This is a genomic window from Actinophytocola algeriensis, assembly GCF_014203735.1.
Classification (GTDB): Bacteria; Actinomycetota; Actinomycetes; order Mycobacteriales; family Pseudonocardiaceae; genus Actinophytocola; species Actinophytocola algeriensis.
This window is the reverse complement of the sequence record NZ_JACHJQ010000004.1, coordinates 879,180-893,312: the sequence shown is the minus strand read 5'-3', so window position 1 is coordinate 893,312 and position 14,133 is coordinate 879,180. Positions and strand designations below refer to the sequence as shown.

Here is a 14,133-nt window from a genome sequence, read left to right as displayed (position 1 = left end):
ACGACCGCAGACCCAGTCGCGGATCCGGGGGTGTCATTCCTCCGCGTCACGGATCAGTAGCGCGATCTGCACCCGGTTCTCGAGCGCCAGCTTGGTGAACAGGTTGCCAGTGTGGGCCTTCACGGTCGCGATGCTGATGTGCAGCCGCTCGGCGATCTCCGCGTTGCCCAGGCCGTCGGCGATGCCGCGGGCGGTGTGGAGTTCGCGTTCGGTCAGTGTGGACAGTCGGCGCCGTGCGGCTTCGCGGGTGGAGCGGCGGGCCTCGGCGGAGTGTGGTCCGGTCGCCGCGGCGATCACCCGTGCGGTGGCCGTCGGGGACAGCACGGGGTTCCCGGCCGCGACGGTTCGCACGGCGTCGGCGATCCGCGCGGGTGGGGTGTCCTTGAGGACGAACCCGAGTGCGCCGGCGTGCAGTGCGCCGAGCACCAGGTCGTCGGAGTCGAACGTGGTCAGCATGAGCACCCGCGGCGGCGACGGCCGGGTGAGGATCTCCCGGGTGGCGCTGAGGCCGTCCCGGCCGGGCATTCGCACGTCCATCAACACGACGTCCGGTCGTTGCTGGTCCACCGCGGTGATCGCGGCGTTCCCGTCGGCCGCCTCCGCGACGACGGTCAGGTCCGGTTCGCCTCCGACGACGAGTCGCAGCGCCATCCGCACCAGCTGGTCGTCGTCGACGATGAGGACCCGCACCGGCCTGCGCTCGCTGTCCACTCAGGCACTCATTTCGTGGTCGTGGTCGTGGCTGGGCCAGGGCAGTCGTGCGGTCAGGACATAGCCGTTGTCGGCCGTCGGGTGGTGGGCGAGCTCGCCGCCCGCGAGGGTGACCCGCTCGGCGAGACCGGGCAACCCGAACCCCGACGTCGGTACCCGGTGGGTCGCCGCGGTCGCCGGGGAGTTGCGGACGCTGACGCGGAGGTGGTCGCCTGCCGCGCCGTCGAGGACGACCCGCACCTGTGCGCCGGGTGCGTGTTTCGCGGCGTTGGTGAGTCCTTCTTGGACTACCCGGTAGCAGGTGCGCCCGAGGCCGTCGGACACCGCGCCCGTCACGGTGTTGGTGAGCGTCACGTCCAGTCCGGCCGTGCGGGCGTCGGCCACCAGGCCGGGGATTCCGTCCAGGGAGGGATCCGATGGGGTGAACTGGTCGGCCCGGAGCACGCCGAGGACGTCGCGCAGCTCTTCCAGGGCTTGGCGCGAGCCGTCGAGGATGCCGCGCGTCAGGACCCGGTTCTCCTCGGCCGTGAGGTCGTCGCGGTGGTCCAGCACGCCGGCCTGCATGGCGACCAGCGAGATCCGGTGCGCGAGCACGTCGTGCATCTCGCGGGCGATCCGGTTGCGCTCAAGGGCCCGCGCCTGCGCCGCTCGTGCGGCCTGTTCCCGTTCCGCACTCTCCGCCCGCTCCCTGAGGGACCGCACCTCCACACGCCGTGCGCCGACGGCCACGCCCACGGCCACCGCGGTGCCCGCGCTGAGCACCGAGACGACGAGTTGCGACCACGTCCAGCCGGGCAGCGACGCCAGCGGGTAGAACACGGCGCTGACCTGTGACACGGCCACGTGAGCCGCCACGACGATCCCGATCTCCACCGGACGGCGGCGGGTGGAGATCGAGCACAGCGCCAGGAGCGCGGCACCCCCGGCCAGTGTCGAGGCGGCCGAGGCGACCACGACCGCCGTGACGACGGGGAGCGGGAACCGCCGCCGCCACGGCAGCACCGCCAGACAGCCGAGCGCCACCAGCGGATCCCCGGTGACGAACCAGGAACACGTGTCGGCCGCGCATCCCGGCGGCAGCGCGATCGCCAGGGAGAGCCAGAAAGCAACGCCCAGGGCCGCGGCCGCGGCCAACCGCCATGCCTGCTGCCACCCCCCGAGCGGCGGCGCGACGTCCGAGTCCACCTGGCCATTATCGCGAAGCCGGGTGACCGGTGCAGCGCCTCCGACCTGGGTCGCACCCGCACCTCGACCCAGGTCGAAGACGCGCCGCACCGCGAGGCCGATGTGCCGGCGGTGCCGATTGGACAGACTCGGGACGTCGCGGGCGACCGCTCCTCTCCCGCCCGGCCTGAAACCGATGTGCACCAGGAGGACTCCCCCATGCGCAAGACCCTGTCCACCGCCCTCGTCGCCACCGCCGTGGCGGCGGTGGTGCTCCCGGGAGTGTCGGCGGCGACGCCGGCGAGCGTGCGGTGGGGACCGTGCCCCGAGGGGGTCACCGCCCCCGGCCTCGAGTGCTCGACCCTCGAGGTCCCGCTGGACTACCGCGACCCCGGCGGCCGGCGGATCGAGATCGCGATCTCCCGGCTGGCCGGCAAGAACCCGGAGAAGCGCCGCGGCGTGCTGCTGACGAACCCGGGCGGCCCCGGCGGCGCTGGTCTCGACTACCCGGCGGTGCTCGCCGCGTCGGGCCTGCCGCGGGAGGTGCTGGACTCCTACGACCTGATCGGCTTCGACCCACGCGGCGTCGCCCGCAGCGCACCGCTGACGTGCGAGCTCACCCAGGAGCAGGTGGCGCGCGGCAACTTCCCGCCGTACACGCACAACGCGGCCGACGTGGCGAAGGAGGCACCGCGGGCGCGGGACATCGCGCAGCGGTGCGCCGACGCGCCGACGGCGTCGATGCTGCCGCACACCACCACCGCGAACACCGCACGCGACATGGACCGGCTCCGGGCGGCACTGGGCGAGCAGAGGATCTCCTACCTCGGTCACTCCTACGGCACCTACCTCGGTGCGGTGTACACGACGATGTTCCCCGGACACAGCGACCGGTTCGTGCTCGACAGCAACCTGGGCCCCGGTGGCTACGACTTCACCGCCATGCGGTTGTTCGCGCGCGGCCTGGAGGACCGCTTCCCGGACATCGCGGCATACGTGGCCGCGCACCCCGAGTACGGCCTGGGCACCACTCCGGCACAGGTGACCGCCACGTTCTTCGAACTCGCGGAACGGTTGGACACGGCCCCGGTCCACGGCATCGACGGCACGGCGTTCCGCGGCCTCACGTTCGAGTACTCCTACGCCGACGCGACGCTGCCCCTGATCGCCAAGTCCTGGCAGGCGCTGAAGGCGAATCAGAAGCCGCCGCTCCTCCCGTTCCCCGCGGACATGCAGAACCTCATGGCCGCGCGCTTCGCGGTGGTGTGCGGTGACTCGCGCTGGCCGGGAGAGGTTTGGCAGTACCAGCTGAGCGCCGCGATCGACCGGGTCCGGTACCCGAAGCTGGGCGGCTCGACAGCCAGCGTCAACCCGTGCGCGTTCTGGCCGCGGGAACGGCCCGAGCCCCCGGTGCACATCGGCGACCAGGGCCCGTCGAACGTGCTCATCGTGCAGAACGAACGCGACCCGGGCACCCCGCTGGCAGGCGCGAAGAAGCTGCGGCAGGCCTTCGGCGACCGGGCCAGGATGGTGGTGGCCGACCAGGGCGGACACGGCGTCTACCCGTTCGGCACCAACACGTGCGCGAACAACTCGGTGACGACGTTCCTGACCACCGGCGAACGCCCGGCACACGACCTCACCTGCGACGCCGAGCCGACCCGGTAACAGCGGTCACGAGATGTCGGTGGACCGGCAAACCTGCCCAGCGCCGCGAAATCCGCCCGCCGCCTCGTTCGGTATTCGTCAAGTACCCGGTTCCGCACCGTGCGCGGCCGCGACAGTCGCGGGAACGGCCCTGTCCCCCGGCGGGGAAGGGCCGTTCCCGCGGCCGGCTCACCTCTTCTTCGAGGGGTCATCGCCGATCAGGCGGGTGCCCGCGACGTACTCGCGGCCGAAGCTCGGCCCACCGATGCCGAGCTGGGGACCGGCCGAGATGCCCACGGTGCGCTGCCCGCCGTCGCTCTGCCCGCCTTCGACGCCGACCAGGCCGACCGGGACGCCGCCCCAGGTGCCAGGCCCCGGCACGTCCTCGATCGTGCCCTCGGAGAACTTGATCCCGAGGTCGAGACCGGCTCCCACGGCCGGACCGGCACCGACTTTGCCCGCGGCCGACACACCGACGCCGTGGCTGTCGAAGGTGAGGCACACGTCACCACCGGCCATGCCGCCCATCTGCGCCCACGCGGCGACGCAGACGCTGAGGGTCATGGGGTTGACCTTCGGCTTGTTCTTCTGCCGCTGCTCCTCCTCGTAGGCGCTCTTGTCCTTCTGCTGCTGGGTCAGCGCGTCGATGCACTTGAGGTCGCCGCCCAGCCGGCCTTGGTCCTTGCACTCCGTCGGCGGCACCTGCCACGGCTGCAGGGCGCGGCACTTGTCGAACGTGCAGCTGGCGGGGAACCCCGGCTTCCCGCTCTTCGACGGCCCCGGCAACGTCTTGATGACCGGCTTCGGCGGGTTCCAGGGGTCCGGCGGCTTCTGGTAGAACAACGGCAGCGCGCCGTTGAACGTGCTGGCCGGTCCCTGACCCGGCTTGTGCGCGCAGCCGCGGTCGCACTCGCCGTCGGGGCTGTTGCCGGTACGCGGGAAGCGTCCGTCCGGGTCGGTCAGTGTCACCGGGCTGTTCTTGGCGTAGCTGTAGCCGTTGAGGTGGTCCGGATCCGTGGGGTCGAGCAGCGGATCCACCGCGACGAACTTCCCGCCCGCCGGGTCGTACGCCCGCACGCCCAACGACGTCAGGCCGGTGGCCTGCTCGGTGGCACCACCGACGAACCCCCGGGTGGACGGCCACGCCGCGGCCGTGCCGCGCACCTCACCGAACGGGTCGAGCCGCCGGGTGGTCACCTTGGTCAGGTCCGACTTGACCGCGATGACGTCCGTTCCGTTGAGGTCGTGCGACAGCCAGTTCAACCCCGCGGCCGACTTCACGCCGACGGTCTCGCTGTTGTGCTGGTAGTACCGGGTGCCGGTGACCTTGCCCGTCGCCTTGTCCCAGCGGACCTCCCCGGTGGGCAGGTAGAGCGTCTTGCCCTTGTCGTCCCTGCTGACCAGACGGCTGCCGTCGAGGTTGTACACGTAGCCGGTGCCTGCCGACGTGGACACCAGCCGGTCCTCGGCGTCCCAGTCCAGCGTCTGCTCCACACCGGACGGTCCAGGGCGCGTCCTGGCCGTGCCCGTCTCGGTGTAGGAGAAGGTGGCTGTCCTGGTGCCTTGCGGCCCCTTCGTGGTGATCGAGGTCGGCGCGTGCGGCCGGGGCTGCTTCGCGGCCGGGTAGGCCGAGATGCTAACGGTGTCCGTGACACCGTTCAGGCCGTGCTCGGTCTCGGTCTGCCGGTTGCCGATCTCGTCGTAGCCGTAGGACGTCCAGTAGGGCGCGGGACCGCCCACGTTCTTGCCTACCCCGGCCGCGCAGTCCGACGCGGTCGACCACGACTCGGTCATCCGGCGGAGGTGGTCGTACCCGTAGCACTGCGCGTCGAAGGTCTGCCCGGCGATGTGGGTGGTCTGCTTGGTGATGTTGCCGGCCTCGTCGTAGCCGTAGCGCAGGTCCGACGCGAAGCCGGTGGCGTTGCGCCGGTCCACGGCGATCTGCGAGACCCGGCGCGTCGCCGGGCCGTAGTCCCACCGGGTCCACGTCTCCAGGCCCACCTTGCCGCGCCGGATCATCTCCGGCTCGCCGAACTCGGTGTAGCGGGTGTAGCCGACGTAGGTGTCGGTGCCGGTGACCGTGCTCAGCAGGCCGAAGGTGTCGTAGCCGTAGCTGAGCTCCTCACCGGGCACCTCGGTGCTGAGGCGCGGTGCGCCCAGTCGCTTGAGGCTGCCGTCCGGGTTGTACTCGGCGGTGGTGCGGTACTCGCCCGCCAGTCCGGTCTCGGCGGCAGGCACCGTCACCACCTCCTCCGTCGGCCGGTAGCCGTCGTCGTAGGCGAGGACCTCCGAGGAGTAGGCCACCCCGCCGGAGAACCGCGTGCTGGACGCGACCTGGCCGAGCGCGCCGGGGCGGTCGTAGGTCGTCGCGGTCAGCTGGGTCGTGCCGTCCCAGGTCGCGGTGTTGCGGCCGAGCTCGTCGTAGTCGTACGTGATCACCTTGCCCTGCCGTGCGTCGTCCCGGCTCTCGAGCTGGCCAGCTTCGTCGTAGGTCAGCGTGACGGCGCCCGTGTCGGGGTCGCTGCGCCTGGTCGCCCTGCCGAGCACGTCGTGGTCGTAGACCCACTGGTTGCCCACGGTGTCGGTGACCGCGGCCAGCTGCCCGGCCTTGGTGTAGCTGTACCTGGTCGTGGTGACGTTCGTGCCACCGATCTGCCGTACCTCGGTCTGCCGTCCCCGCGCGTCGACGAGTGTCGCCGTCTTGGTGCCGCCCTTCGGTGGCGTCACGACCGTCATGTCGCCGCGGTACTCGGTGGTGGTGAACCAGGTCTCGGACGCGGGCTGGTTCCCCGTGTACAGCTCCGCCTTGACCTCCCTGGCGGCGCCGTCGTAGGTCAGCCTCGTCTGCGACGGGACGATCGCGTCGCCCGAGGTGTGGGTGTACAGGTCACCCGCTGCCGCGCCGTCGCCCCAGTACCGGTTGTTCTCCTTGACGACCAGGCCGCGCGAGTCGTAGATCTTGTCGGTGACCACCCGCCCCGGCGGAGTGCCTGCCTCGACCCACGCGTGTGCCTGCGTCTGCCGTTCCCGCATGAACCCGTCGTAGATGGTGTAGCTGGTCAGCGTGTTCTGGTTCGCCGCGAGCCGTTCGGTGGCGACCCAGCTGGTGCCGTCGTTGCGGACGCGGTAGTCGTACCGGACGTGCGGGCTGTCGGCGCCCTTGACCCGGCCCGGCCGCCACACCGCGGTCAACCTGCCGAGTGCGTCGTGGCCGAACTCCGTCTTCTTGTCGTTGGCGTCCACCGTGGACTCGACCTGCCCGGCCGCGTCGTAGGAGGTGACCACCTTGTGCTGCTTCGGGTTGGCGACCGTCATCGTCTTCGGCAGACCGGTCGCCGGTTCGTAGCCGGTGGTCGTCGTGCGCTTCAACGCGTCGGACTCGGTCAGCGGCCGCCCGTAGGTGTCGTACGTGGTCTCGGCGACGACCAGGTACTCGGGCTCACCCTCGACGTAGTCCCGGACGCGTTCCTGTCTGGTGACGTACCCGGCTGTCGGCGCCTGGCCGTGTGCACCGCCGTCGTAGTGGTAGCGGAGGTCCGAGATCGAGTCACGCGGGAACACCGCCGTGCCGTCGCACGCCACGCCGACCGTGTGCGTCCGGCTCGGCAGGGTCAGGATCCAGGCGTCCGGGTTGCGTGCGTAGGTCGTGGTCGTGCACTGGTCGTCCTCGGTCGTGGCCGTGTCGCCGCGATCGTCGGTCTTCGTGAGGATCCCGTGGGTGTCATAGGTGTGCACGACCTCGGTGGTGCGCGGCGACCCGCCCGTGACCGCCGTACGCCCCAGCGTCGTTCCCGGTCGCACCACGTACGCCCGGCTGCTGCCCTGCGCCGCGGTCTCCTGCCTGCTCGGCAGGGTGATCGTGCCGGACACCTCGGCGCCGTCCACGCCGTCGTGCGTGCGCTCCTCCAGCACGAAGCCCTGCAACCCGTCGAGGTCGTCCCGTTCGGTCCCGGTCGAGTCCTTGATCTTCGGGGTCTTCACGCCGCCGGACCTGGACGCACGGTCACCGTGCATGCCGCGGAAGAACGTCGACACCCGCTCGGTCTGCCGGACATCCGGCTCGCTCGCGGTGTTGCCGGTGCGCACCTTCACGTGCGCATACCCACGCCACTGCGACCACGTGCGGTACTCCTCCTTGACCAGCGGGTTGTCGTCGTAGTGCCACGCGCCGCCGCCGACGTACTCGTAGGAGGTCTTGCCCGGCAGGCTGCCACCGACGCGGTCGTCCGTCACCACCTCGGCCACCACGTACTTGCGGAACCAGTCGTCGACCGCGGCCGCACCCGGCGGCGCCCACCGGACCGGGAAACACCGCTTGGTGTTGTCCGCCGGAGCCGGCGTCGCGCCCGCCGCGCAGTCGTGGGCCGCCCAGTTCACCTCGGTCTTGCCGCCGGACTCGTTGTAGATGGTGTGGATCCGGTGCTTGAGCATGGGCGGCAGGCCGTCTTCCGCGGTGTTGACGCGGTTGGGCTCCGGCGTGCCGAAGTACTTGGTCGGCGGGTCGCTGCGCGGAGTGCCGCCGCGGTGCCCGGTGTGCGTCACCTGCTGGAGCCACAGTCCCGCCGCGGTGCCGTCACCGTTGACCGGGAAGCCGTGTTGCAGCGTCCACGAGTCGAGCAGCGTGCCTGCCAGGAACGTGCTCACCTTGGCCAGCCGCTTGGTCGTCCAGAACGTCGGCGAGAACTTCTCCGGGCAGGTCGCGGTGGTGCACTCGCGGTCGAACGGCACGTCGGGGAAGCTCTCGTGCTTGGCGCAGTCCGCGCCTTCCCGGCACCGTGGTGCGGTGTCGAAGGTGACCTGGGCGACGGGGCTCTGCCCTTCCTTCGCGCCGTACTCGATCCGGTCGAGCACACCGCCTCGGGTGTACTCGGCACGGCCGGCCGCCAGGTTGATGCCGTAGAAGTTGTTCTCCTTGGTGTAGAAGTACTTCATGGTGTTGCCTGCGCGATCGACCACGTAGTCGAGGTTCCACCGCCACGCCTGCTGGCACCACGAGGTGGCGAACGTCGCGGCCTTGCACGGCTCGTTGTCGTTGTTGCCGAACACCGGCACGGTCCAGGTCGACTGCGCGTCCGCCTGGCGGCCGAAGAAGTACTGGGTGCCGTCCGTCGTGGTGACCCGCCAGAAGTTGCCGTCGCGATCGCCGTTGCTCGCGCCGGTCATGAGGTCCACTCTGGACCCGTCGTCGTCCTTGAGCCGCCAGACCTTGCGGTTCGCGTCGTACACCAGCGCGGTCGCCTTGCCGTTGAACACGATGGACGCCTGGTCACCACCCCAGCACAGGTCGCCGGAGTTGGGCACGCCCTGGTCGACGCACCCGCCGTGCGACCAGGAGACGTACCCCGACCACAGGTTCCAGCCTTCGCCTGCCCACGACGGCTGGTTGTTGGTGGCGACCGTCCTGCCGTCGACGCCGCCGGACGAGTACGACAACGCCACCTGCGGCTTCAGCCCGCCAGGCACGTCCGGTACGGAGAACTCCTGCGTCGCCGAGAAACTGCCGCTCTGCAGTGCCGTCTGCCAGGTCGCCGACGGCGACAGCGGGCTGGCCTCGTAGTCGCCGGTCGGGCCGTCCGCGGCGGCGGTGAGGGCGTAGACGGACGTCTGGTCCGCGGTCACCACCCTGGCCGACGCGGTCCCGGACGACAGGGAGTTGTGCGTGCGCAGCGGCGTCTGCTTGCGGCACTCGGCCTTGTCCGGTGTCGTCGTCGCGCATGCCGGCAACGACACGATGCGCAACCGCGCGGCCCAGTCCCCGCCGAACGCGTCGCGGAAGCCCGAGTAGTCCAGCTCGACGTCGACGGGACCGGGCTTCTTCCCACCGTCGGATCGGCGAAGTGTCAGCAGTTCGCCGTTCACGCCTGCCCTCGTGGCGCGCGCACGGTCGAGCAGCTCGACCGACACCTGCGACGGCGCGGGCCCGTCCGCACCCGCGGCGGGGGTCCGGAACCGGACGGGCAGCCCCTTGGCCCGCACCGCTCGGGTCCTGGCCGTCGTCAGCGGCACGTCCACGGCTGCGGGCGTCGGCCAGACCGTGTCCGGCGTGCCCTTCAGCCGCTTCTCCCACACCGGGTCGCTCGGCACCGGCTTGGCGGCCGCGTTCTTCCCCGGCACCTTCTCGGCGCGGCTCAACGGCGCCGGGTCACCGGCCGGCCGTTCCTCCGCCACCGCTGTCACCGGCAGGATGGCCACCAGTGACGCACCCAGCGCGGCCACCAGGCCGAGCCGGACAGTTGCACTCGGTCTCATGCGATTCCCTACTCGTAGTGGACGTTCAGCTGCGGCTGGTGTCGAACTTGCGCCAGTCCCGCTGGTCGAACTCGTTCCCGGCGAGTCCGAAGTTCGCCTCCTGCGCGCCTGTGGCGGCGAGCCACACAGGACCCGCGGCAACAGCACCGCCACCAGCGCAGCGAGAAACAACAGCGAGAACCTGCGCATCAGTGCTCTTCCTCTGGTTTCTCGATGGCTACTTCGACACGCGCGCCGGGGCGATGCCGTACCCCAGGGGGCCGACGATGTCCTGGCCTTCGCAGAACCGGTCGGTCGACTCGAACCTGTCCGCGGCCGGGGTTAAGCGGACGCAGGAGTAGAGCCGCACGGCACCGGGGTCGAGCGGCTGCTCTGTCCACAGTGAGCCGAGCGCCTTCACCACCTGCTTCCCGCCGCACGTCGCGTCGGTGAGCGTGAACGTGTCGGCGCCGTCCTGGCACAGGTACAGCAGGACCTGGCCGGGCAGGCCCCCTGTGTGCAACGCGATCACGTCGCGCTCGAACCGGTAGCGGAGTGAGGTGGACCCGGTGTCGCTGCGAAGGTCGGCCGCCCCGTCGACCGGCTGGTAACGCCCCAGGGTCACGTACGGCAACGTGTAGCCGAGGACCCGGTGCACCTGCTGGCCCTCGCAGGTGCTCGACAGGGAGTCGAAGTCGCGCTCGCCCATCCGGCACCCGTACAACGTCAACCGGCCGTCCCCGGCGGAGTCGTGGACCAGCCCCAGCGGACTGACCAGCCGGGCACCTTCACAGCCCGGGTCGGGCGAGGTGAAGCCGTCGTTGCCGGTGCGGCAGCTGTACAGCATGTGGGTGCCGGGCGTGCCGGGCGGCGCGTAGTACCCGAGGTCACCGGCCTTGTGGAAGCCCGCGGGTGCGGGACCGGTGAACGCGAACTGGTCCCTGGGGGACACGTACCTGGTGTGCGCGTTGCCCCGCACCCGGCTTGGCACCGGGTTCGCGGCCTCCTCGAGGATCTCGCCGGGGGTCCGCACCCCGTTGTAGGCCCGCACCTCGTCGACAGTGCCGACGAACGCGCCTCGCCAAGCCCCGTCGATCTTCTGACCGCCGACGTGGAACGGCCCGGTCGCGTCCAGTGGTACCGCGGGCGCGTTCACGGTCCCGCCGCTCTGCACGCCGTTGACGTAGATCCTGATCTCGGTGTTGGTGGCGTCGTAGACACCCGTGACGTGCGTCCATTCCGGCCGGACCGGCTCCGTGCTGACGACCGCGTACTGGTTCGGCGCCGCGGTCTGATCGGTGAACCGCATGGTGAAGGCCCACTTGCCCGTGTGGGTGGCCAACAGCGTGAAGCCGCTGTTGGCCGCGCTTTCCTGGCTGAGGACGGTCTGCTGCGTGGTGGGGGCGGTGTCGAGTTTCACCCACGCCGACACGGTGTAGCTGTCGACGGTCCGGACCAGCGGGCCGGACGTGGTCATGCGCCCGCCCGCGCTGCCGATCCGCAGCCCCTTGCCCGCCTTGCCCTGCGCCCACCCGGCGCCGACCAGCGTGGCCGCCGTCTGGGTACCGGAGAAGTCGGTGGTGACCGCGCCTGCGCCCTCGTCGAAGTTCCACGTGGCGACCTCGTCGGCGGGCCGGCCGGCCAGTTCGTCGATCTCCGAGGCGGCCCCGGGGTTCAACCTGATGTCCGGCAGGGCCCGGTCGAACACCTTGACGTCGTCGAGCTCGCCCGGCCAGTTGTCGCCGAGGTTTCCCGCCCACTTGCCGCGGCCGATCTGCAGGCCGCGCTCGGGCCTGCTCGTCCACCTGCCCGTGTGCTGACCGGTCCCGGCCAGCTCACCGTCGACGTAGAGCTGGAGCGTTCCGTAGGTCGAGTTGTAGACACCCGTCAGGTGGGTCCACACGCCCACCCGGGGCGCGAACCTGGCATCGGTGGGCACGGCCTGCTGGATCTGCGGTGTGTCGGAGTCCTCGGTCATCATGGAGAACGCCCACTTGCGGATCCCTCCCCCCGCGTACTGCAGGGCGAAGCGGCTGACGCGTTCGCCGTCCTGGCTCACCGCGGTCTTCCACTGGTCACCGGGGTCGCCGCGCAGCTTGACCCAGGCGCTGACGGTGAAACTCCTCGTCGCGTCGACGGCCGGGCCGTTGCGGGTGGACACCTCCGAACCCAGGTTCCCGGTGAACGACAACGCTTCGGCCGAACGCCCGAAGGCCCACTGCGCGGCGCCGGGGGCGAAGGAGCCGGGGTGCTTGCCCGTCACGTCAGGCACGTCGGTGGCCGTGTGGTAGCCGTCCAGCCGCCAGTGCCCGGTGGGCAGGGTCGGCGGGTTCACCCTGATCTCGTACTTGCGGACGTTGCTCGCCGCCGGGTCGAGCTCGTCGTCGAGGCCGACGTTGCCCGCCTTGTCCACAATGGCCACGTCCAGCCGGGTGCCGTCCGCGGTCACCGGCGTGATGTCCACAGTGGCCGAGCCGCCGACCGCGGCGACGGTCCGCCAGCCCTGGCCGCCCACGCGGTACTGGAACCCGGCCGCGTCCGGCAGACCGGCGGCGCCGAAGGTGAACCGCCCGGACTTCCCCGGGGCGCCCGCCGACGTCCCCTCCGGGTAGTCGGTCGACGTCACCGACGGTTTCCGGTCCGGCGGGAGGGTGTCGACGCTGATGAAGCACGGGCCTGCCCACCCCGACCAGGCCCCGTACCCGTCGTAGGTCGCGGCGTACCAGCCGAGCGTCTCCCCGGTCTTGAACATGTCGCCGGGCACGGCCACCTGGAACTGGGAGCCCGACTCGTGCTGGCCGACGTGGAGGTCGCGGTACTCGGCCGTGCCGTGCCGGTAGATCCGGAACACGGCGGTCAGCCGGTCACCGTCGGGGTCCGCGGCGTCCGCCTTCAGCACGGGCGTGTTGGTGGTGACGAACGGCTCGTTCGGTGGCGCGGCGCCACACCCCGGCTTGGGTGCCGCGGTCAGGTTGACCGGCGTCCACGGATACCGGTTGTAGTTCACGAGCAGCTTGGGGTGCTGCCCGTAGGAGGTGGTGTCGAACTTGCGCCACGCGTTGGGGTTGCCCTCCTCCCCGGACAGCCGGAACGTCACCGAGTCGGTGCGTGCGTTGGAGTAGGACACCTCGTCGGTGACGTCCCAGCCGACCCACCGGGGACTGCAGCCGCCCCAGCTGAAACCGGACTCGTGCTTGTGCTGGACCTTGCCGACGCCAGGCTGGTTGCGCCAGGTGGTGTTGCCGTCGACCGGGCCGGCGTGTCCCAGCCAGAACGAGCTGTTGCCACACGCGGCGGAGTACCCGCCGAGCAGGTTGAGCTCGGCGGCCAGCACGTGCTTGTCCCGCAGGCCGCGCAGGTCGAAGTGGAAGAACGACCGGACCGTGACGGTCTGCGGCTCGTGGTTGGAGTACCCGACGCGCGCCCGCTTGTCGTCACCCATGTTGGCGCCGTTCCAGTAGGTCTGGTCCGGGAACTGCTCGTAGACCGAGGTCCAGCCGAACTGGCCGAGTTGCGCCCACTGGGCGGCGATCTGGATGGGGAACTCGGCCTCGGTGTCGGTCAGCACCGCGCGGTCGGGCCGGACCGTGATCCGGCCGTCCGAGAGCACCACCTCCGCCAGGCCGCGATGGCTGCCCGCGTCCCCGCCCTCGGTGGTGTCCCACACGGACACGTTCGGCGCGCGGAAGACCTCGCCGCCGTCACGGGCGACCGCGGCCAGACCACCCTTGTCGCCGCGCCGCACCCCGAGACCGGCGCGATCGACGAGGAAGTCCACCTCGGCCAGCGCCGGGCTTGCCGCCGCCTGCGGTGTCCGCACCACCAGCGCGTACCCGAACCCCTGCGTGAGAGCTTCCATCTCGAGGTCGACGTCGGGCAGGACGTCGGCATAGGTGGCGGTCGAGCCGTCCAGTTCCGGCTCCGGCAACGGCGCGGGCCAGCGCAGCACCAGCCGGTCCTCGCCCGCGCCGAACTCGACCAGCGGCTCGTCCCCGCCGCGCGAGAACGTCACCGGCGTGACGGTCGCCTTGGGCCCGACCGAGCCGTCCGGCCGCTTCTGGACCGTCTTGTCGACGTCGACCCAGCCCGAACCCCGGCGCACCCGGACCGGCTCAAGGGCCTGTTCCAGGGTGTACGTGCCGTCGGGGTTGGCGAACACCTGCCTCGACTCGCTTCGTTCGGCCATCACCTCGGTCCGCCGCCCCGTCGCCCTGGCGATCGCCTCCGGTGCGGACACGGCCGTCGCCGTCGCCGGGACGGCGTCCCCGGCGACGGGAGGTTTCGGCGCTCCCGCTGACAGGCCCTGCATGAACATCGCCGTCAACACAGCGCACACGACTGTCCGCCGCACTCGCCCACCCCTCCACGAACGTTCCACAACGT

At 71.0% G+C, this 14,133-nt stretch carries 5 protein-coding genes; 1 reads left to right on the top strand and 4 read right to left on the bottom strand.

What is annotated here, in order from left to right; all coding sequences use genetic code 11:
* Positions 1–33: 33 nt before the first annotated feature.
* Positions 34–711 carry a response regulator gene (locus FHR82_RS22175; RefSeq protein WP_184812359.1) on the bottom strand — a complete coding sequence of 226 codons (678 nt, stop codon included), beginning with the start codon at positions 709–711 and terminating at the stop codon, positions 34–36.
* Entirely contained in the window at positions 712–1,896 is a 1,185-nt protein-coding gene (locus tag FHR82_RS22170) for a sensor histidine kinase (RefSeq protein WP_184812358.1), read from the bottom strand. It abuts the gene before it with no gap.
* A gap of 198 nt (positions 1,897–2,094) precedes the next feature.
* On the opposite strand from FHR82_RS22170, the gene FHR82_RS22165 reads away from it, so the two are divergent.
* Positions 2,095–3,543 carry an alpha/beta hydrolase gene (locus FHR82_RS22165; protein ID WP_184812357.1) on the top strand — a complete coding sequence of 483 codons (1,449 nt, stop codon included), beginning with the start codon at positions 2,095–2,097 and terminating at the stop codon, positions 3,541–3,543.
* Positions 3,544–3,711: 168 nt separating this feature from the next.
* On the opposite strand, the gene FHR82_RS22160 is transcribed toward FHR82_RS22165, so the two are convergent.
* Positions 3,712–9,771, bottom strand: a complete 6,060-nt coding sequence (locus FHR82_RS22160; protein WP_184812356.1) for an RHS repeat domain-containing protein — start codon at positions 9,769–9,771, stop codon at positions 3,712–3,714.
* A gap of 217 nt (positions 9,772–9,988) precedes the next feature.
* On the bottom strand, positions 9,989–14,101 hold the full coding sequence (locus FHR82_RS47545; protein ID WP_184812355.1) for a LamG-like jellyroll fold domain-containing protein: 4,113 nt from the start codon (positions 14,099–14,101) through the stop codon (positions 9,989–9,991).
* Between the last annotated feature and the right edge of the window lie 32 nt (positions 14,102–14,133).

Bases quoted from the DNA above. Each gene is read 5' to 3' on its own strand.
- FHR82_RS22165 (WP_184812357.1), top strand. From the start codon at position 2,095: ATGCGCAAGACCCTGTCCACCGCCCTCGTCGCCACCGCCGTGGCGGCG.
- FHR82_RS22160 (WP_184812356.1), bottom strand. From the start codon at position 9,771: ATGAGACCGAGTGCAACTGTCCGGCTCGGCCTGGTGGCCGCGCTGGGT.